This window comes from Serinicoccus marinus DSM 15273, from assembly GCF_008386315.1.
Classification (GTDB): domain Bacteria; phylum Actinomycetota; class Actinomycetes; order Actinomycetales; family Dermatophilaceae; genus Ornithinicoccus; species Ornithinicoccus marinus.
On record NZ_CP043808.1, the window covers coordinates 1,739,973 to 1,757,679 of the forward strand.

A 17,707-nucleotide genomic window follows, 5' to 3' on the forward strand; every position below is an offset into this window, starting at 1 on the left:
ACCGTCCACTGTGTCATGGCGCACCGACGGGCCAGGACGACGTGCGTGGCCGGGGGCACGCGGGTTAGGTTCGGCCCATGGACCTCGACCGCACCGCTCCCCCTCACCCCGTCGACATCCTCCCGGCCGCGCCGGCCTCGCTGGAGGTGACCAGCGAGGACTTCGCCGACGGCGAGGCGCTGCCGGACGACGCCGGCTACGGACACGGCAACACCTCGCCACAGCTGTCCTGGTCCGGCGCGCCCGAGGGCACGAAGTCCTACCTGCTGGTCTGCCACGACCCGGATGCGCCCGTCGTGGGCGGCTTCTCGCACTGGGCGATCCTGGGTATGCCCGCCGACGTCACCAGCCTCGCCTCCGGGGCGGGTGAGTACGGCAACCAGCACGGTGAGGGCGCCTACACGCTGGCCAACGACTTCGGCACCAAGGACTGGGGCGGCTGCGCCCCGCCCGAGGGTGACGTGCCGCACCGCTACGTCTTCACCGTGTGGGCCCTGGACACCGACGACACCGGGCTCGACGCCTCCAGCTCGATCGCCAAGGCGCAGTTCATGACGCTCGGCAACGTGCTGGCCCGGGGCTCGATCACCGGCACCTACCAGCTGTGACCCTCGCCTGGGCGCCCGCCCCGGACCGCCCGGACCTGCTGGCAGAGCCGGTGCGGCTGGCGCTGGAGGGCCTCCGCCAAGAGGGGACCGAGGCAGCGGGCGTCGACGTCGGCGGTATCGAGGTGGCCGAGATCGACCCGGACCAGGCCGACACCGCCGTGCTGGTCGAGGCGACCGGGTGGGCGATGGAGGACATGGCCAACTGCATCGTGATCGCCGGATCGCGCGCGGGGCAGGAGCGCGTGTGCGCCGCCCTGGTGCTCGGGCATACCCGTGCCGACGTCAACACGACCATCCGCAAGACGCTCGACGTGCGCAAGTGCTCGTTCATGGGCATGGACGACGCGGTCGAGCGCACCGGGATGGAGTACGGCGGCATCACCCCGGTCGGGCTGCCGCACGACTGGCCGGTGCTGGTCGACGCCCGCGTGCTGGACCGGGACCAGATCGTCATCGGGTCGGGTGTGCGACGCAGCAAGCTGCGCCTGCCCGGTGCGATCGCGGCCCATCTGCCCGGCGCCCGGGTCGTCGACGGGCTCGCCGTCTGAGAGCGACACCTGCGTCCCGTGGAAGTCGTGAACGGTCACGACTCCCACGGGACGCTCCGTCGTGGTGAGGGGCTGAGCACCCTGTCGCAGCCCACCACCGCCACCACGACGGAGGACCGCAGCGCCTACCGCGCGGTCACCCTGTTCCCGCTGCTGGTCCTGCTCGCCGGGGTCATCGGGTATGCCGTCGCCGGCCCGGTCTCCGGCGGCGCGGGCCTCATCACGCCGCTGCTCGGCCTCATCATGTTCGGGATGGGCCTCACGCTGACGCTGCGCAGCCGCTCGTACTCCTCCCCGCCCTCGGCGAAGCTGCCCAGCAGCCGGCTCATGACCTCCCCCGGTCCCGCACCGCCCAGAAGGCCACGGCGGAGGCGGCCGCCACGTTGAGGCTGTCGACCCCGCCACCCATGGGGATGCGCACGGTCAGGTCCGCGCTCTCCACCGTCCGCGGCGACAGGCCGTCGCCCTCCGTGCCGAGCACGAGGGCGAGGCGGTCGGGCGGGTCCGCCTCGAGCTCGTCCAGGCTCACCGCGTCGTCGGCGAGCGCCAGGGCGGCGACGGTGAAGCCGAGCTCGCGCAGCGTGGCCACTCCCCCGGGCCAGGGATCGATCCGGGTCCACGGCACCTGGAAGACGGTGCCCATCGACACCCGCACCGCGCGCCGGTAGAGCGGGTCGGCGCAGCGCGGGGTCACCAGCACCGCGTCCACCCCGAGCGCCGCCGCGGAGCGGAAGGCCGCGCCGACGTTGGTGTGGTCCACGACGTCCTCCAGGACCGCGACCCGCTGTGCGTCGTGCACCACGTCGGAGATCTCCGGGAGCTCGGGCCGGTGCATGGCGGCGATCGCGCCTCGGTGCAGGTGGAAGCCGGTCATCTCCTCGATCACCGAGGCGGTCCCGACGTGGACCGGTATGCCCGCCGCGAGCGCCGGCTGCACCAGCTCGGTCAGGTCGGCGGCCCAGCGAGGGGTGAGCAGCAGCGAGCGCATAAGGTGGCCGGCGGCGAGGGCGCGCCGGATGACCTTCTCGGACTCGGCGAGGTAGAGACCCTCGGCGGGTTCGAGCACCCGCCGCAGCGCGACATCGGTGAGCTGGAAGTAGTCCCGCACCCGCGGGTCGCGCGGCTCGTCGATCCAGGTGACGCCCTCGGGGACGGGGCGCTCATCCGTCACGCCGCTCACGTCACCAGCAGGTTGACGATCGCGACGGAGCCGATGACGACGATGACCGCCCGCAGCAGCGCGGGCGGCATCCGGCGACCGACCCGGGCGCCGACGACCCCGCCCAGCAGCGAGCCGATGCTGATGAGCAGCACCACCACCCAGTCGACGAGCTCGGGTGCGACGACGAGGAAGACCAGCGCGGCGACGAGGTTGGCGATCGTGGCGAGGACGTTCTTGATCCCGTTGATCTGCTGCAGCCCCAGCGGCAGCAGGATGCTCATGATGCCCAGGAGTAGGACACCCTGCGCCGCGCCGAAGTAGCCGCCGTAGACCCCGGCGAGCAGGATCCCCAGCAGCAGGGCGACCCAGCGCCCCGGGGTGATCCGGTCGGCGTGCTGCCGGGCGGCCCACCGCTGCAGCCGTGGGCCGAAGACCACGAGGAGCAGGGCTAGCAGGATGAGCGCCGGCACGATCGCCTCGAAGGCGGCCGGGGGGAGCCAAAGGAGCAGCAGCGCGCCGATGACCGAGCCCAGCAGGCTCGCGGGCCCGAGCCGACGCAGCATGTGCCCCAGGCTCCGCAGCTCGTGTCGGTAGCCCCATGTCCCGGTGAGCCCGCCGGGGACGAGCCCGAGCGAGTTCGACACGTTGGCGGTCACGGGCGGGTAGCCGAAGAGCAGCAGGGTGGGGAAGGTCACGAGCGTGCCGGACCCGACGATGGTGTTGATGGTCCCGGCCGCGAGGCCGGCGAGGATGATCGCCGCGACCTCGAGGACGCTCACCGCTGCCCGTCGCGGTCTGCGACGTCCGACGCAGGTTCCCCGGCCGGTGCGGCGGCGCGCGCCGCCCAGCGGTCCCCGTGCCGGTCCACCACCAGCGGCAGCCCGAAGGTCTCCGAGAGGTTCTCCGCGGTGAGGGTGAGCTCGATGGGGCCGGCCGCCACGACCCGCCCCTCGCGCAGCATGAGGATGTCGGTGAAGCCGGGCGGGATCTCCTCGACGTGGTGCGTGACGAGCACCAGCGCCGGCGCGTCGAGGTCCTGCGCGAGCACGCTGAGCCGCCCGACGAGATCCTCCCGGCCGCGCAGGTCCAGGCCGGCGGCGGGCTCGTCGAGGAGCATGAGCTCGGGGTCGGTCATGAGCGCCCGGGCGATCTGCACCCGCTTCCGCTCCCCCTCGGAGAGGGTGCCGAAGCGCCGCGTCGCGAGGTGCGCGACCCCGAGCGCGTCGAGCAGCTCACCCGCGCGCTGGTCGTCGGTCTCGTCGTACTGCTCGCGCCACCGGCCGACCACCCCGTAGGCGGCGGTGACCACGACGTCGCTCACCCGCTCCTCGGCCGGGATCCGGTCGGCCACCGCCGCGCTCGACACCCCGATCCGGGGCCGCAGCTCGAAGACGTCGACCGCACCGAGCACCTCACCGAGGACGCCCGCGACACCGGTTGTCGGGTGCATCCGGCCGGAGGCCAGCTGCAGCAGGGTCGTCTTGCCGGCCCCGTTGGGTCCGATGACGACCCACCGCTCCCCCTCCTCGACCGACCAGTCGACCTCGCTCAGCAGGTCCGTGGTCCCACGGCGGACACCCACGCCGGCGAATTCGAGGACGTCGCTCATGGCCGCCTACTCTAGTCGGCGCACCGGCACCTACCATCGCCCCCATGCCCGACCACGAGCTCCCGGCCAGCGTGCGCGTCGCCCTGTGGGCGACCGCCGCCTACGGGCCGGATCGACGTCTCCGGCGTGGCTCCTCGAGCGCTGCCGGACCTGGACCACGTCGAGGGTCTGGCTGAGCCGCTGGCGATGTGGCAGAGCCTCGGCGAGCGCGCCGTCCTCGTCGCCCTGCCCCGGCCCGGGGACCTCTCGGGTATGCCGTCCGCCACCGGCGACCTGCACGCCGCGGCCAGCGCCGCCCGGGAGTGCGTCTTCATCCCCGGCCTCGGGGGCGCGCTCGTGCCCGACTTCGAGCGGTTCGGCCCGGAGGGCGACCAGGGCTGGGCGGTCCGCTTCGAGCTGCACGGGGCCGACCCCTACCCGACGCACCGGGTCGAGGCGCTGGACCTCGGCCAGCTCGAACTGTCGCTGCGCACCGAGCTCGCCGCGCACACGCAGACCCTCGCCGCCACCGGTGGTGCGCCCTTCGGTGCGGCCGCCGACCGCGCCCTGGACCGTCTCCGGGCCCTCGCCGACGCCGACCGTTGGGGCCTACCCCCCGGCCTGCCGGGTCGTGCGGAACGGCTCATCGGGCTGGCGGCGACCGTCCTGCGGCTCACCGAGGCCGGCCTGGACCCCGACCTGGAGTCGGTCGACCTCGCGACCACCAGCGCACGGGGGCAGACCCTCCGCCGGCTGCACGCGCAGGCCGCGACCTCGCTCGCCGACGCGACCAACACCGCGGTGCTGCACCTCGCCGGTTGGCGCTGAGCCGGCGGGGCCCGGGCTCAGTCGGCAACGGCGAGCAGCGTCTCGCAGGCGTCCGCGCAGTCTCGGCAGGCCTGGGCGCACGCCGCGCAGTGGTCCATGTCGTGGCTGCCGCACTCGTCGGCGCACTCGCGGCAGACCGCGATGCAGGCCCGCACGACCTCCTCCCAGCTGTCACCGTTGGGGCCCGGCCGGGACATGACGTCGGCGGCGGCCCGGCAGATCGAGGCGCACTGGTTGCACAGGTCGATGCAGCGCGCCATGCCGCCCGGGTCGTCGCCGTGCAGGCACGCGTCGGCGCACGTGGCGCAGGTCGAGGCGCACGCCGACGCCGCGTCGATCGCGGCCCGCAGCTGCGGCTGGTCGAAGGTGTCCCGCGAGGGGTGGCTGCTCAGGATGTCGCTCATGCCCCGACGGTATGCCCGGGCCTGGCCCTCCGCGCGCCGAAGCGGGATCCTCAGCCGAGCTCGGGCAGGTCGGGAGAGCGACCCTCCAGGACCGCCCGGTAGACCTCGACCGTCCGCTGCGCCACGGTCGTCCAGGAGAACTGCTCGACCGCCCTGGCCCGACCGGCCTCGCCGCGCCGTTGCGCCTCCTGCGGGTCCGAGCACGCCTGCACCAGGGCGCGCCCCAGGTCGGCGACGAAAGCCTCCTCGTCGACCGGGGTGCCGGTGCCGTCCTGGACCTGCTCGATCGGCACCAGCCAGCCGGTCTCACCGTCCAGCACGACCTCCGGTATGCCGCCGGTCGCGGTCGCCACGACCGAGGCGCCGCAGGCCATCGCCTCGAGGTTGACGATGCCGAGCGGCTCGTAGACCGAGGGACAGACGAAGACGGTCGCGTGCGACAGCACGGCGATGACCTTGTGCCGGGGCAGCATGTCGTCGATCCACACCACCGGGGCCGCGCCCTCGCCGCGCTCGTCGCGCAGCTGGTCCACGAGCTCGATCACCTCGGCCTTGATCTCCTCGGTGTCGGGCGCGCCCGCGAGCAAGACCACCTGGACGTCGTCGTCGAGCGCCCGCAGGGCCTTGAGCAGGAAGGGCAGACCCTTCTGCCGGGTGATCCGGCCCAGGAAGACCACGCTCCGGGCCTCCGGGTCGATCCCCTGCGAGCGCACGAAGTCCGCGGCCTGCTCGCTGGTGTCCCGCTGCCACAGCTCGGCGTCGATGCCGTTGTGCACGACGTGCACCGTGGCCGGGTCCACGTCCGGGTAGGCGGCCAGGATGTCCCGACGCATCCCTGCGGAGACGGCGATGATCCCGGCGGCACCCTCGTAGGAGACCTTCTCCGCCATGGAGGAGACGGCATACCCCCCGCCGAGCTGCTCGGCCTTCCAGGGGCGCAGCGGCTCCAGGCTGTGCGCGCTGACGACGTGCGGGACCTCCGCGAGCGCAGCACCGAGGTGACCACCCATGTTGGCGTACCACGTGTGGCTGTGGACCAGGTCGGCTCCCCCGTCCGCGACGTCGCGGGCCATGAGGAGGTCGACCCCGAGGGTGCGCAGCGCCCCGTTGGCGTCGGCGAGGTCCTCGGGCACGGCATACCCCGTGGTGCCGGGCTCGTCGGCCGGCTCGTCGAACGCTCTGACCTGCACCTCCACCCCGTTCAGGGCCCGCAGCGCGCGGGTCAGCTCCGCGACGTGCACGCCGGCGCCGCCGTAGACGTTGGGTGGGTACTCGCGGGTCAGGATGTCGATGCGCACGCTCCCAACGTATCCGCTGCTCCCTCCCCTCGCCACAGGTTGACGGTGCGTCTAGGTTGGTGCCATGGCAGCGCAACGAGGCACACGGCTGAAGGTTCTCGCGATCGTCCTGGCCGGGGGGGAGGGCAAGCGGCTCATGCCGCTCACCGCCGACCGGGCCAAGCCGGCGGTCCCGTTCGGGGGGATCTACCGGCTCATCGACTTCGCCCTGTCCAACATCGTCAACTCCGGGTACCTCAAGGTGGTCGTGCTGACGCAGTACAAGTCGCACAGCCTGGACGCGCACGTCACCAAGACGTGGCGGATGTCGACCCTGCTGGGCAACTACGTGGCGCCGGTGCCCGCGCAGCAGCGGCTCGGCAAGAGCTGGTTCGCCGGGTCGGCGGACGCGATCTACCAGAGCCTCAACCTCGTGCACGACGAGCGTCCCGACATCGTCGTCGTCGTCGGGGCGGACCACGTCTACCGCATGGACTTCGCCCAGATGGTGGAGCAGCACGTGGAGACCGGTGCGGCGTGCACGGTGGCGGCGATCCGGCAGCCGATCGGGCTGGCCGACCAGTTCGGGGTCATCGACGTCAAGCCGGAGGACCCGAGGCAGATCCGCGAGTTCCTCGAGAAGCCGACCGACCCGCAGGGGCTGCCGGACGCCCCCGACGAGGTGCTGGCCTCCATGGGCAACTACGTCTTCACCGCCGAGGCGTTGGAGGCGGCCGTGCGGGTGGACGCGCTGAACGAGGACTCCAAGCACGACATGGGCGGCGACATCGTCCCGGCCTTCGTCAAGAAGGGCGACGCCTGGGTCTACGACTTCAAGGACAACGAGATCGCCGGGGCCACCGACCGGGACCGCGGTTACTGGCGCGACGTCGGCACCATCGACTCCTACTACGACGCGCACATGGACCTCGTGTCCGTGCACCCCGTCTTCAACCTCTACAACGACGCCTGGCCGATCTACACCAACTACGGCCCGCAGCCGCCGGCGAAGTTCGTGCACGGGTCCGGCGACCGGGTCGGGCACGCGCTAAACTCCGCGGTCTCCCCCGGGTGCGTGATCTCCGGGGCCACGGTCACCGACTCGGTGCTCTCGCCCGGCGTCATGGCCCACAGCTTCAGCCACGTCACCGGCTCGGTGCTCATGGACAAGGTCGGGATCGGCCGCTCCTGCCAGATCCACCGCGCGATCATCGACAAGGGTGTTCAGGTGCCCGCCGGGGTGCACATCGGTGTCGACCACGACCACGACCGGGAGCGCGGCTTCACGGTCACCGACTCCGGGCTCGTGGTCGTCGGCAAGGGGACCGTCGTCCCCGGGTAGCCCGCCTCAGAAACCGGTGGCGTGGAAGCCGCCGTCGACGTGCACGATCTCGCCGGTGGTCGCCGGGAACCAGTCGGACAGCAGCGCCACGCACGCCTGCGCCGCGGGCACCGGGTCCTTGACGTCCCACCCGAGCGGCGAGTGCTCGCTCCACCTCGCGAACTGGTCGAACTCCGGGATCGACTTGGCCGCCGTGGTCGAGATCGGTCCGGCCGACACGAGGTTGGAGCGGATGCCTTTCGGTCCGAGGTCGCGGGCGAGGTACCGGCTCGTCGCCTCGAAGGCCGCCTTGGAGACTCCCATCCAGTCGTAGACGGGCCAGGCGTACTGCGCGTCGAAGGTCAGCCCGACGACGCTGCCGCCCGCACTCATCCGCGGCAGCGCGGCCACCGCGAGAGCCTTGAGCGAGTAGGCGCTGACCTGCATCGCCGTCGCCACGTCCTCCCACTGCGCGCCGAGGAAGTCGAAGGCGCCCTGCGGGGCGAAGCCGATCGAGTGCAGCACCCCGTCGAGGTGGTCCACGTGCTCGCCGACCCGCTCGGCGAGGGTGTCCAGGTGCTCGGTGTTCTGCACGTCCAGCTCGACGACCGGCGCCGGCTGCGGGAGCCGCCGGGCGATGGTCTGGGTGATCCGCATGGTCCGACCGAAGGAGGTCAGCACCACCTCGGCACCCTGCTCCTGGGCCAGCCGGGCCACGTGGAAGGCGATGGAGGTGTCCATGAGGACACCGGTGATCAGGAGCTTCTTTCCCTCGAGGAGCATGAGGGGAACTCTAGTCCGTCCTGACGCGGCGGCAGTCGCGACGCGCTGCGGCCCGGCCCACGATCACGCCCGGCCACGGACCCTCGCCTCAGTGCCCCATGCCCAGCCCGCCGTCGACCGGGATGACGGCGCCGGAGATGTAGGCCGCGTCCGGTCCGGCGAGGAAGCGCACCACGCCGGCGACCTCCTGCGGCGTGGCGAAGCGCCCGGAGGGTATGCCCGCCAGGTAGGTCTTGCGCCGGTCCTCGGGGAGCTGCTCGGTCATCTCGGTCTCGATGAAGCCCGGGGCGACGACGTTGGCGGTGATGCCGCGACCGCCCAGCTCGCGGGTGATGGAACGGGCCAGCCCGACGAGGGCGGACTTGGACGCGGCGTAGTTGGTCTGCCCGGGCGAGCCGTAGAGGCCGACGACCGAGGAGATGAGGATGATGCGGCCCGCCCGCGCGCGGATCATGCCCGTGGAGGCGCGTCGGGCGCACCGGAAGGCCCCGGCGAGGTTGGTGTCGATCACCGCGTCGAACTCCTCGTCGCTCATCCGCATGAGCAGGGTGTCCTTGGTGATGCCGGCGTTGGCCACGAGCACGTCCACCGGCCGCCCGAGCAGCTCCTCGGCCTCGCTGAAGGCCTCGTCGACGCTCGCGGAGTCGGTGACGTCGCAGCGCACGCCCCGCAGCCCCTCGGGCGGCTCACCGCTGCGGTGGGTGATGACGACGTCGTCGCCGGCGTCGGCGAAGGCCCGGGCGATGGCCAGGCCGATGCCGCGGTTGCCGCCGGTCACGAGCACGGCTGACCGGGTGGTGTCGGGGGTGTCGCTGTGATTCGTCACGGAGCCACCGTAGCCGTATCCTGGAGGGGTGCCCAGCACCTCGACCACGACCGGCAAGGCGCGGCGTCCCGCCCAGGCGGTGACCGCCGCGAGGCGGTCGGTGGAGGAGGACCGGCGGCGCCGGATGTGGCAGTACCTCCTGGCGATGGGGGTGCGCACGGCGTCCTTCCCGGTGGCGGTGTGGGCCTTCATGACCGAGCGGTATGCCATCGCCTGGGTGGCCGTGGCCCTCGCCGCCCTCATTCCCGCCTTCGCCGTCATGCTCGCCAACGCGGTCGACCAGCGACGCGCACCCGGCGAGGCGCCGCGCTCCCCCACCCGGGGCCTGGGCGCCCCACCGACGCGGCCCGCACCGCGGCCGGGGAGCGCCGACACCGTGCTGACCGGCGAGGTGCTCAGCAGCAGGCATACCCGCAGCGACGCCGACGCGCCGTGACGGGGGCGGCCACCGGCCAGCTCGTCTGCAGCGCCAAGGCGTGCCGTCGTGCCGCCGCGCACGCGGTCGTGTGGCGCAACCCGCGGTTGCACGCGCCGGACCGGCGCAAGGTGTGGCTCGCCTGCGAGGACCACCGGGACCACCTGCGCGACTTCGTCCAGGTGCGCGGCTTCCTCCTCGAGGTCCTGGCGGTCGAGGAGCTGACCGAGGCGGACGGCTGAGGTGTGGCAGGTGCTACGCCGGCCGCGCTGGCTCGGCTATCTCGTCCTCGCCGTCGTCTTCGGGGTCGTCACCGCCGGCCTCGGTGCCTGGCAGTGGCAGCGGCACGAGAGCAAGGTCGAGCGACGTGCTGTCGTCGAGGCCAACTACGGCGGCGACCCGGCACCGGTGGACGCGGTGCTCCCCGTGGGCTCCGACCTCGGGGCCGGGCAGCGCTGGAGCCGGGTACGCGCCACCGGGACCTACCTGTCCGCCGAGCAGCACCTGGTCCGGAACCGGCCGCACCAGGGCGTCTACGGCTACGAGGTGCTGGTGCCGCTGCGGCTGGACGACGGCACGGTGCTGGCGGTGGACCGCGGCTGGGTGCCCAACGCCGCCACCGCCGCGCAGCTCCCGGACGTCCCGGAGGCGCCTGCCGGTGAAGTGACGGTGACCGGCTGGCTGCTGCCCTCCGAACCCGACCTCGGCCTGGACCCGGTGGCCGGGCAGCTCGGCTCGGTCACGCTCGACGGGCTGGCCGAGGCCACCGGACTGGAGCCGCGCGGCGCCTACCTCGTGCTGGAGTCCGAGGAGCCGCCCGCCACGACGCGGCCGGAGCAGCGCGAGGCCCCCGACACCGGCCTCGGCGCCCACCTGGCCTACGCCCTGCAGTGGTGGCTGACCGTGCCGGTGGGGGTGCTCCTGGTGCTCGTCATGGCGCGTCGGCAGGCGCAGGACGAGGGACTCGTGACCCGGAGCGCGACGACGACCACCCCCGCACATGGCCGCCGGGAGAAGAAGGTCCGGATCTGGGACGAGGAGGACGCCTGAGGCGACGGCAGCGACTCAGGTGCGGAACTGCGTGCGGTGGAGCGCGGCATACAGCCCACCCTCGGCGAGCAGCTGCTCGTGGGTGCCCCGCTGCACCACCTGGCCGTCCTCCAGGACGAGGATGAGGTCGGCGTCCCGCACCGTGGACAGCCGGTGCGCGACGACGATCGAGGTGCGCCCGTGCAGCGCCTCGTCCAGCGCCCGCTGCACGGCGGCCTCCGACTCGCTGTCGAGGTGGGCGGTGGCCTCGTCGAGCACGACCACCGCGGGCGACTTGAGCAGCAGCCGGGCGATGGCGAGGCGCTGCTTCTCACCACCAGAGAGCCGGTGCCCGCGGTCCCCGACCACGGTGTCCAGCCCGTCCGGCAGCCGGCGCACGAGGTCGGCGATGCGGGCACCCTCCAGCGCGTGCCAGATCTGCGTCTCGGAGGCCTCCGGGCGGGCGTAGCGCAGGTTGGCGCGCACCGTGTCGTTGAACATGTGCGCCTCCTGGGTGACGACCCCCACCGTGTCCCGCAGCGAGTCGAAGGAGACCTCGCGCAGGTCCACGCCGCCGATGCGCACGCTGCCCGCGGTGGGGTCGTAGAGACGGGTGACCAGGGTGGTCAGGGTCGTCTTGCCCGCGCCGGAGGGTCCGACGAGGGCGACCATCGAGCCGGCGGGGATCGTCGCGTCGATCCCGCGGAGCACGGTATGCCCGTCGCCGTCGTGGGTCTCCGCCTCCGGCCGCTGCTCCAGCGAGGCGATCGAGACCTCCTCCGCCTCGGGGTAGGAGAAGGCGACGCCGGACAGCTCGATGCCGACCGGGCCGGCGGGGATGGCGACGGGCTGCTCGGCCTCCTGCACCAGCGGGCGCAGGTCGAGGACCTCGAAGATCCGCTCGAAGCTGACCAGCGCGGTCATGATGTCCACCCGCACGTTCGACAGCGACGTGAGCGGGCCGTACATCCGGGTGAGGAGCACGGACATCGCGACCAGGGTGCCGGTGGTCAGCTGGCCGGCGATGGTCATGAGCCCGCCGAGCCCGTAGACCAGCGCCGTCGCCAGCGCCGCCACGAGGCCGAGCGCCGCCATGAAGAAGACCCGGTTGACGGCGATCGACACGCCGGAGTCGCGCACCCCGGCGGCGCGCTCGGCATACTCCTCGTCCTCGGTGGCCGGGCGGCCGAAGAGGCGCACCAGCAGCGCCCCCCCGACGTTGAAGCGCTCGGTCATCCGTGCCTGCATGTCTGCGTTGAGCGCCATCTGCCTGCGGGTGAGCGCGGAGAGGCGCGCGCCCATGAAGCGCGCCGGGACGAGGAAGATCGGCACGAGCAGCAGCGCGAGCAGCGTGATCTGCCAGCTCATCGAGAACAGCGCGACGAGGATGAGCGCGAGCTGCACCAGGCTGGAGACGAAGCCGGACAGGATCGAGGTGAAGGCCGTCTGCGCCCCGATGACGTCGCTGTTGAGCCGGGAGACGAGGGCGCCGGTCTGCGCGCGGGTGAAGAAGGCGATCGGCTGGCGCAGCACGTGCGCGAAGACCTCGCGGCGCAGGTTGTAGATCAGCCCCTCGCCGATCCGCGAGCCGAACCACCGGATGACCACCGTCACGACCGCCTCGACGACGGCGAGCCCGGCGACGAGCAACGCGAGCCGGACCACGACGTCGCGGTCCCCCACCTCGACACCCTGGTCGATGATCCGGCCCAGCAGCAGCGGGACGACCGTGACCAGGCCGCCGGCGAGCACGGTCAGCAGCAGGTAGACCACGATCCTGCCCAGGAACGGGCGGCCGTAGCCGGCGACGCGGCGTGCGGTGTCGCGGCCGATCCGGTGGTCCTTGACGGACTGGTCCTTGGCGAAGCTGCGGAAGGTGCCTCCGCGCAGGCCGACGGTCATCGGTGGTGGTCTCCTGACCCGCCCTCAGGCCAGGGCGATGAGTTCCTCGTAGTCGCGCCCCCAGAGGTCCTCCACCCCGTCCGGGAGCAGCAGGACCCGCTCCGGTTCGAGCGCCTGCACCGCGCCCTCGTCGTGACTGACGAGGACCACGGCACCTTGGTAGGAACGCAGCGCGGCGAGGACCTCTTCCCGCGAGGCAGGGTCGAGGTTGTTGGTGGGCTCGTCCAGGAGCAGCACGTTGGCGGCGGAGACGACGAGGATGGCCAGCGCGAGCCGGGTCTTCTCGCCGCCGGAGAGCACGCCGGCCGGCTTGTCGACGTCGTCGCCGGAGAAGAGGAAGGAGCCCAGGACCTTGCGGGTCTCGGTCTCGTCCAGGTCGGGCGCCGCCGACTTCATGTTCTCCAGCACCGTGCGCCGCACGTCGAGCGTCTCGTGCTCCTGGGCGTAGTAGCCGATCTTGAGCCCGTGCCCCGGCTCGACCGCCCCCGTGTCCGGGGCGTCGATGCCCGCCAGGAGCCGGAGCAGCGTGGTCTTGCCGGCGCCGTTGAGGCCCAGCACGACGACCTTGGAGCCGCGGTCGACGGCGAGGTCGACGTCGGTGAAGATCTCCAGGCTGCCGTAGGAGCGGGACAGGCTCTGCGCGGTGAGCGGGGTGCGGCCGCAGGAGGCCGGCGTCGGGAAGCGCAGCTTGGCGACCCGGTCGGCCTGCCGCTCCCCCTCGAGCCCGGCCATCATCCGCTCGGCGCGGCGCGCCATGTTCTGCGCCGCGACGGCCTTGGTGGCCTTGGCCCGCATCTTGTCCGCCTGCGCGAGCAGCGCGGCGGCCTTCTTCTCGGTGTTGGCGCGCTCCCGGTGCCGTCGCCGCTCGTCGGCCTCGCGCTGGGCGAGGTAGGCCTTCCAGCCCATGTTGTAGACGTCCATCACCTGTCGGTTGGCGTCGAGGTAGAAGACCTTGTTGACGACGGTCTCGATGAGCTCGACGTCGTGCGAGATCACCATGAGCCCGCCGGTGTGCGCCTTGAGGTGCTCGCGCAGCCAGACGACGGAGTCGGCGTCGAGGTGGTTCGTCGGCTCGTCGAGCAGCAGGGTGTCGGCGCCGGAGAAGAGGATGCGGGCCAGCTCGATACGCCGCCGCTGTCCGCCGGAGAGCGTGGCCAGCGGCTGCCCCAGGACCCGGTCCGGCAGCCCCAGGCTGCTCGCGATCGACGCCGCCTCGGACTCGGCGGCATACCCCCCGCGGGAGGTGAACTCGGCCTCGAGCCGGGTATACCGCGCCATCGCCCGGTCGCGTGCCTCCTCCTCGGCGCTGGCCATCGTCTCCTCGGCGGCGCGCAGCCCGCGGATGACCTCGTCCAGGCCGCGGGCCGACAGGATCCGGTCGCGCCCCAGCACCTCCAGGTCGCCGGTGCGTGGATCCTGCGGGAGGTAGCCGATCTCGCCGGTGCTCGTGATGGTGCCCGCGGCGGGCTGCCCCTCCCCCGAGAGCATCCGGGTCAGCGTCGTCTTGCCGGCGCCGTTGCGCCCGACCAGGCCGACGCGGTCCCCGGCCCCGACACGGAAGGTCACGTCCTCCATGAGGAGGCGGGAGCCGACACGGATCTCGACACCGGCGGCGCTGATCACGGGCACTCCTCCACGGGCGGACGGCAGCACGACGACGGGCGCTGCAGGGAACGGGTCTGCGGCTCGCCCGGGTGCGTCGGCTACACCTCCGGGGCCGCATGGCTAGTCTACGCGCTAGGCGCCGGTCACCCGACCGGCACGCACCCACCGAGAGGCAGCACCGATGACCTTCAGGGAGAACGCCAACATCGGCAGCGGCCGCGCGAGCCGCGGTGGTGGCGGCGGTGGCGGTGTCGCGGTCGGAGGTGGCCTCGGTGCCCTCGTCCTGGCGCTCGTCGTCATGCTCCTCGGCGGGGACCCGGGGCAGGTCCTGGGCGGCGGCCAGGAGCAGCAGGCCTCCCAGGCGGAGAACGTCGACCTCGCGGAGTGCCAGACGGGGGCGGACGCCAACGCCGACGTCGACTGCCGGATGCGGGCGACGATGGTCTCGCTCGAGGACTACTGGACCGCCGTCCTCCCGGACGCCGACCCGACGAACGCCATCCTCTTCTCCGGATCGGTGCAGACCCAGTGCGGCGGGGCCACCAGCGCGGTCGGCCCGTTCTACTGCCCGCTGGACCGACGCATCTACCTGGACACCAGCTTCTTCAACCAGCTCGAGGGCCAGCTCGGCGCGGACGGCGGCAACTTCAGCCAGATGTACGTCCTCGCGCACGAGTACGGCCACCACACCCAGAACTACACCGGCGCCCTGCAGTACTCCCAGCAGGACCCACGTGGCCCGGAGTCCGGCGCGGTGCGCGTCGAGCTGCAGGCGGACTGCTTCGCGGGGGCGTGGGCCGGCAACGCCTCGCGGACCCAGGACGAGGAGGGCCAGCTGCTGCTGGAGGAGCTGAGCCGCGAGGACGTCGAGTCGGCGCTCTCGGCCGCCTCGGCCGTCGGGGACGACTCGATCCAGGAGCAGATGCAGGGACAGGTCACCCCGCACACCTGGAGCCACGGCAGCTCGGAGCAGCGGATGGGCTGGTTCATGCGCGGCTACGAGTCCGGGGACGCCAACCAGTGCGACACCCTCAACGCCGGGAGCGTCGAGGACTACCAGGGGTGAGCGAGGTCACAGCCTCCGCCCAGGAATAGTCCGGGCATAACCTCCTGTTGGGATGTGAGGTCCCGGCGCGACGGTATACCGCGTGCCGGCCCCATGGTCCTGTCGTGGACCCGCCGCACGGTCGCGGCCCTCGCTCCTGTCCCTGCAACGGAAGGTCCTTCTCGTGCTGTCCCGCCTCCGCCGGGTCTCCTTCGGCACCCAGGTGCTCATCGGCCTGGTGCTCGGAGTCGTCCTCGGCCTCGTCGCCCGCTCCACCGGCGCCAGCGCCGACAACCCCACGTGGCTGTCCGAGACGCTGTCGATCATCGGCTCCTCCTTCGTCACCCTGCTGCGGACCATCGTGCCGCCGCTGGTCTTCCTCGCGATCGTGTCCTCGATCGCCAACCTGCGCGAGGTCACCAACGCCGCGCGGCTGGCCTGGCAGACGCTCCTCTGGTTCGCCATCACCGCGCTGGTCTCGGTGTCCATCGGCATGACCATCGGCTGGCTGGTCGACCCGGCACAGGGGGCGGGCGTCACCGCGGCCGACGCCGCCGCCCCGTCCAGCACCGGCGGGTGGCTCGACTTCCTCACCGGGCTCATCCCCGCGAACTCGCTGGGCATCTACGCCCGCGAGGGCGACGACGGCGTCAGCCTGAGCTTCAACGTGCTGCAGATCCTCGTCCTCGCGATCGCCGTCGGCATCGCCGTGGTCAAGGTCGGCAAGGAGGCGGACCCCTTCCTCGCCTTCACCCGCTCCGCGCTGACCGTGGTGCAGAAGGTGCTGTGGTGGGTCATCCTGCTCGCGCCGATCGCCACCGTGGGGCTGCTGGGCAACGCGATCGTCTCCTACGGCTGGGAGACCATCGGCTCGCTGGGCCGGTTCACCCTCGCCGTCTACGCGGGCCTGCTCATCGTGGTGGGTGTGCTCTACCCCGTGCTGCTGCGCCTGCACGGCCTCTCGGTGAAGCAGTTCTTCACCGGCGCCTGGCCGGCGATGCAGCTCGCCTTCGTGTCGCGCTCCTCCATCGGCACGCTGCCCGTGACCCAGGCGGTGACCGAGCGCAACCTCGGTGTGCCCCGCGCCTACTCCTCCTTCGCGGTGCCGCTGGGCGCGACCACCAAGATGGACGGCTGCGCCGCGGTCTACCCAGCGATCGCCGCCATCTTCGTCGCGCAGTTCTTCGGCGTGCAGCTGGGGGTCACCGACTACCTGCTCATCGCGATGGTGTCCGTCCTCGGCTCCGCCGCCACCGCCGGCGTCACCGGTGCGACCGTGATGCTCACCCTGACGCTGTCCACCCTCGGCCTGCCGCTGGAGGGCGTGGGTCTGCTGCTGGCCGTCGACCCGATCCTCGACATGGGCCGCACCGCGACCAACGTCACCGGCCAGGCGCTGGTGCCGACGATCGTCGCCAAGCGCGAGGGCATCCTCGACGAGGACGCCTACAACGGTGACCGTCGCGGTCTGCCCTGGGCCGACGACGCTGCCGACCGCGAGGACGCAGCCGCCACCGCCTGACCCCTCCCCCCACCGGGCGTCGCCTGTGGTTGCTCTGCCCAACCACGAGCGACGCTCGCTGGCGCCCAGGCCAACCACGAACGACGCTCGGTCGGCAGGTCAGGCGTTGTGGACCTCCATGAGCACCGCGCGGCCCCGCCGGACGGCGTCGTCGAGCACCGAGCGGCGGGGGTCGGGCAGGTCGTAGAGCTCGCGGCGCGGGAGCACGGCCAGATGGTTGCGGGTGCACGCCGGCAGGCTCGGACCGTCCTCGATCGCTGACATCACCCCGGCGATGAGCGACCGGTCGCCACCCAGCACCAGCCCGCCGAGATCGAGGGCGCTGAGCGTGCGGTCGGTCGACGCAGGCGGCGCGGCCGCTCGGCGCGCACCGTGGGGGCGGTCGGAGGGGGACGGCGGGTGCAGCAGCCGGGCGGTATGCCCGACCACGGCCTCGACGAGCGCGTCGGCCTGGTGGCCCCGTCGGCGGGCGTAGCGCTGCTGGCTCCAGCCCCCGGCGGCGGTGCGGGACTGCACGTGCCTGGTCCCCACCTTGTGGGCGACCAGGTCGCCGCTCGCGGAGACGAGCGCTACGGCATACCCACCCCGGCGCACGAGCAGCACGAGGAGCGGCGGCGGGGCCGCGAAGCCGGCCAGCCCCGCTGCGAGGTCTGCCTCCTGCCACCCGGTGAGGCGCGCCCACGACCCGTCGGCAGCAGCCAGGTGCAGGCACGTCGACGGGGAGGCCCCCGCCCGGTCACGCTGCGCGACCGACCTGGTGACCTCCCCGTGCGAGGCGGTGAACCGCGCGACCCACCCGTCGAGGCGCTCGGGGGCGACCTCGACCGGGTGGGTCGGGCTCATC

General features: G+C 72.6%; 20 protein-coding genes. 10 read left to right on the forward strand and 10 right to left on the reverse strand.

What is annotated here, in order from left to right; genetic code table 11:
* Window positions 1-77 precede the first annotated feature (77 nt).
* From FU792_RS08185 to FU792_RS17150, 3 genes are read left to right on the forward strand one after another with little or no spacing between them, the layout of a single operon-like run.
* On the forward strand, window positions 78-608 hold the full coding sequence (locus FU792_RS08185; RefSeq protein WP_022924011.1) for a YbhB/YbcL family Raf kinase inhibitor-like protein: 531 nt from the start codon (window positions 78-80) through the stop codon (window positions 606-608).
* Complete coding sequence (locus FU792_RS08190; protein WP_022924012.1) at window positions 605-1,156, forward strand: YbaK/EbsC family protein; 552 nt, start codon at window positions 605-607, stop codon at window positions 1,154-1,156. The genes FU792_RS08185 and FU792_RS08190 overlap by 4 nt, the downstream gene beginning before the upstream one ends.
* Before the next feature lie 27 nt (window positions 1,157-1,183).
* Window positions 1,184-1,543: a hypothetical protein gene (locus FU792_RS17150; protein WP_022924013.1), complete on the forward strand. Its 360-nt coding sequence runs from the start codon at window positions 1,184-1,186 to the stop codon at window positions 1,541-1,543.
* Here FU792_RS17150 and FU792_RS08200 read toward each other — a convergent pair.
* From FU792_RS08200 to FU792_RS08210, 3 genes are read right to left on the reverse strand one after another with little or no spacing between them, the layout of a single operon-like run.
* Window positions 1,482-2,336: a TrmH family RNA methyltransferase gene (locus FU792_RS08200; protein ID WP_237739984.1), complete on the reverse strand. Its 855-nt coding sequence runs from the start codon at window positions 2,334-2,336 to the stop codon at window positions 1,482-1,484. The two genes, FU792_RS17150 and FU792_RS08200, sit on opposite strands and share 62 nt — an antisense overlap.
* Window positions 2,333-3,097 (reverse strand): sulfite exporter TauE/SafE family protein, encoded by a 765-nt coding sequence (locus FU792_RS08205; protein WP_022924015.1) that lies wholly within the window; start codon window positions 3,095-3,097, stop codon window positions 2,333-2,335. Before FU792_RS08205 ends, FU792_RS08200 begins: the two co-directional genes overlap by 4 nt.
* Window positions 3,094-3,927: an ABC transporter ATP-binding protein gene (locus FU792_RS08210; RefSeq protein ID WP_022924016.1), complete on the reverse strand. Its 834-nt coding sequence runs from the start codon at window positions 3,925-3,927 to the stop codon at window positions 3,094-3,096. The genes FU792_RS08205 and FU792_RS08210 overlap by 4 nt, the downstream gene beginning before the upstream one ends.
* A gap of 126 nt (window positions 3,928-4,053) precedes the next feature.
* On the opposite strand from FU792_RS08210, the gene FU792_RS08215 reads away from it, so the two are divergent.
* Window positions 4,054-4,734, forward strand: coding sequence for a hypothetical protein (locus tag FU792_RS08215; RefSeq protein WP_149814687.1), 681 nt, complete (start codon window positions 4,054-4,056; stop codon window positions 4,732-4,734).
* A gap of 17 nt (window positions 4,735-4,751) precedes the next feature.
* Here FU792_RS08215 and FU792_RS08220 read toward each other — a convergent pair whose 3' ends face one another.
* Window positions 4,752-5,138 carry a four-helix bundle copper-binding protein gene (locus FU792_RS08220; RefSeq protein WP_022924018.1) on the reverse strand — a complete coding sequence of 129 codons (387 nt, stop codon included), beginning with the start codon at window positions 5,136-5,138 and terminating at the stop codon, window positions 4,752-4,754.
* Between the two features lie 50 nt (window positions 5,139-5,188).
* Window positions 5,189-6,436 carry a glycogen synthase gene (glgA, locus tag FU792_RS08225; protein WP_022924019.1) on the reverse strand — a complete coding sequence of 416 codons (1,248 nt, stop codon included), beginning with the start codon at window positions 6,434-6,436 and terminating at the stop codon, window positions 5,189-5,191.
* A gap of 64 nt (window positions 6,437-6,500) precedes the next feature.
* On the opposite strand from glgA, the gene glgC reads away from it, so the two are divergent.
* Entirely contained in the window at window positions 6,501-7,757 is a 1,257-nt protein-coding gene (gene glgC, locus FU792_RS08230; RefSeq protein ID WP_022924020.1) for a glucose-1-phosphate adenylyltransferase, read from the forward strand.
* A gap of 6 nt (window positions 7,758-7,763) precedes the next feature.
* Here glgC and fabI read toward each other — a convergent pair whose 3' ends face one another.
* Both fabI and fabG read right to left on the reverse strand, forming a co-directional pair.
* Window positions 7,764-8,519 (reverse strand): enoyl-ACP reductase FabI, encoded by a 756-nt coding sequence (fabI, locus tag FU792_RS08235; protein WP_022924021.1) that lies wholly within the window; start codon window positions 8,517-8,519, stop codon window positions 7,764-7,766.
* Between the two features lie 88 nt (window positions 8,520-8,607).
* Window positions 8,608-9,345 carry a beta-ketoacyl-ACP reductase gene (gene fabG, locus FU792_RS08240; protein WP_022924022.1) on the reverse strand — a complete coding sequence of 246 codons (738 nt, stop codon included), beginning with the start codon at window positions 9,343-9,345 and terminating at the stop codon, window positions 8,608-8,610.
* A 28-nt stretch (window positions 9,346-9,373) separates the two neighbouring features.
* Here fabG and FU792_RS08245 point away from each other — a divergent pair, with 28 nt between their 5' ends.
* The 3 genes from FU792_RS08245 to FU792_RS08255 are packed head-to-tail and all read left to right on the forward strand — an operon-like array spanning window position 9,374 to window position 10,810.
* Window positions 9,374-9,781, forward strand: coding sequence for a DUF3099 domain-containing protein (locus FU792_RS08245; protein ID WP_022924023.1), 408 nt, complete (start codon window positions 9,374-9,376; stop codon window positions 9,779-9,781).
* Entirely contained in the window at window positions 9,778-10,002 is a 225-nt protein-coding gene (locus tag FU792_RS08250; protein ID WP_022924024.1) for a hypothetical protein, read from the forward strand. The genes FU792_RS08245 and FU792_RS08250 overlap by 4 nt, the downstream gene beginning before the upstream one ends.
* Before the next feature lie 10 nt (window positions 10,003-10,012).
* Complete coding sequence (locus FU792_RS08255) at window positions 10,013-10,810, forward strand: SURF1 family cytochrome oxidase biogenesis protein (protein WP_161600228.1); 798 nt, start codon at window positions 10,013-10,015, stop codon at window positions 10,808-10,810.
* Between the two features lie 15 nt (window positions 10,811-10,825).
* On the opposite strand, the gene FU792_RS08260 is transcribed toward FU792_RS08255, so the two are convergent.
* Together FU792_RS08260 and FU792_RS08265 are read right to left on the reverse strand one after the other, a co-directional pair.
* Window positions 10,826-12,691, reverse strand: a complete 1,866-nt coding sequence (locus tag FU792_RS08260) for an ABC transporter ATP-binding protein (protein WP_022924026.1) — start codon at window positions 12,689-12,691, stop codon at window positions 10,826-10,828.
* Between the two features lie 24 nt (window positions 12,692-12,715).
* Window positions 12,716-14,314: an ABC-F family ATP-binding cassette domain-containing protein gene (locus tag FU792_RS08265; RefSeq protein ID WP_022924027.1), complete on the reverse strand. Its 1,599-nt coding sequence runs from the start codon at window positions 14,312-14,314 to the stop codon at window positions 12,716-12,718.
* A 163-nt stretch (window positions 14,315-14,477) separates the two neighbouring features.
* Between FU792_RS08265 and ypfJ the strand changes: the two genes are divergently transcribed.
* The gene (gene ypfJ / locus FU792_RS08270; protein ID WP_149814688.1) at window positions 14,478-15,362 is read left to right on the forward strand and encodes a KPN_02809 family neutral zinc metallopeptidase; all 885 of its coding nucleotides are present in this window, start codon (window positions 14,478-14,480) and stop codon (window positions 15,360-15,362) included.
* A 163-nt stretch (window positions 15,363-15,525) separates the two neighbouring features.
* Complete coding sequence (locus FU792_RS08275) at window positions 15,526-16,863, forward strand: dicarboxylate/amino acid:cation symporter (RefSeq protein WP_022924029.1); 1,338 nt, start codon at window positions 15,526-15,528, stop codon at window positions 16,861-16,863.
* A gap of 99 nt (window positions 16,864-16,962) precedes the next feature.
* Here the strand turns inward: FU792_RS08275 and FU792_RS08280 are convergent, their stop codons facing one another.
* On the reverse strand, window positions 16,963-17,706 hold the full coding sequence (locus FU792_RS08280; protein ID WP_149814689.1) for an acVLRF1 family peptidyl-tRNA hydrolase: 744 nt from the start codon (window positions 17,704-17,706) through the stop codon (window positions 16,963-16,965).
* Window position 17,707 lies beyond the last annotated feature (1 nt).

Bases quoted from the DNA above. Each gene is read 5' to 3' on its own strand.
- glgC (WP_022924020.1), top strand. From the start codon at position 6,501: ATGGCAGCGCAACGAGGCACACGGCTGAAGGTTCTCGCGATCGTCCTG.
- FU792_RS08260 (WP_022924026.1), bottom strand. From the start codon at position 12,691: ATGACCGTCGGCCTGCGCGGAGGCACCTTCCGCAGCTTCGCCAAGGAC.
- ypfJ (WP_149814688.1), top strand. From the start codon at position 14,478: ATGACCTTCAGGGAGAACGCCAACATCGGCAGCGGCCGCGCGAGCCGC.
- fabI (WP_022924021.1), bottom strand. From the start codon at position 8,519: ATGCTCCTCGAGGGAAAGAAGCTCCTGATCACCGGTGTCCTCATGGAC.
- FU792_RS08210 (WP_022924016.1), bottom strand. From the start codon at position 3,927: ATGAGCGACGTCCTCGAATTCGCCGGCGTGGGTGTCCGCCGTGGGACC.
- FU792_RS08185 (WP_022924011.1), top strand. From the start codon at position 78: ATGGACCTCGACCGCACCGCTCCCCCTCACCCCGTCGACATCCTCCCG.
- FU792_RS08280 (WP_149814689.1), bottom strand. From the start codon at position 17,706: ATGAGCCCGACCCACCCGGTCGAGGTCGCCCCCGAGCGCCTCGACGGG.
- FU792_RS08220 (WP_022924018.1), bottom strand. From the start codon at position 5,138: ATGAGCGACATCCTGAGCAGCCACCCCTCGCGGGACACCTTCGACCAG.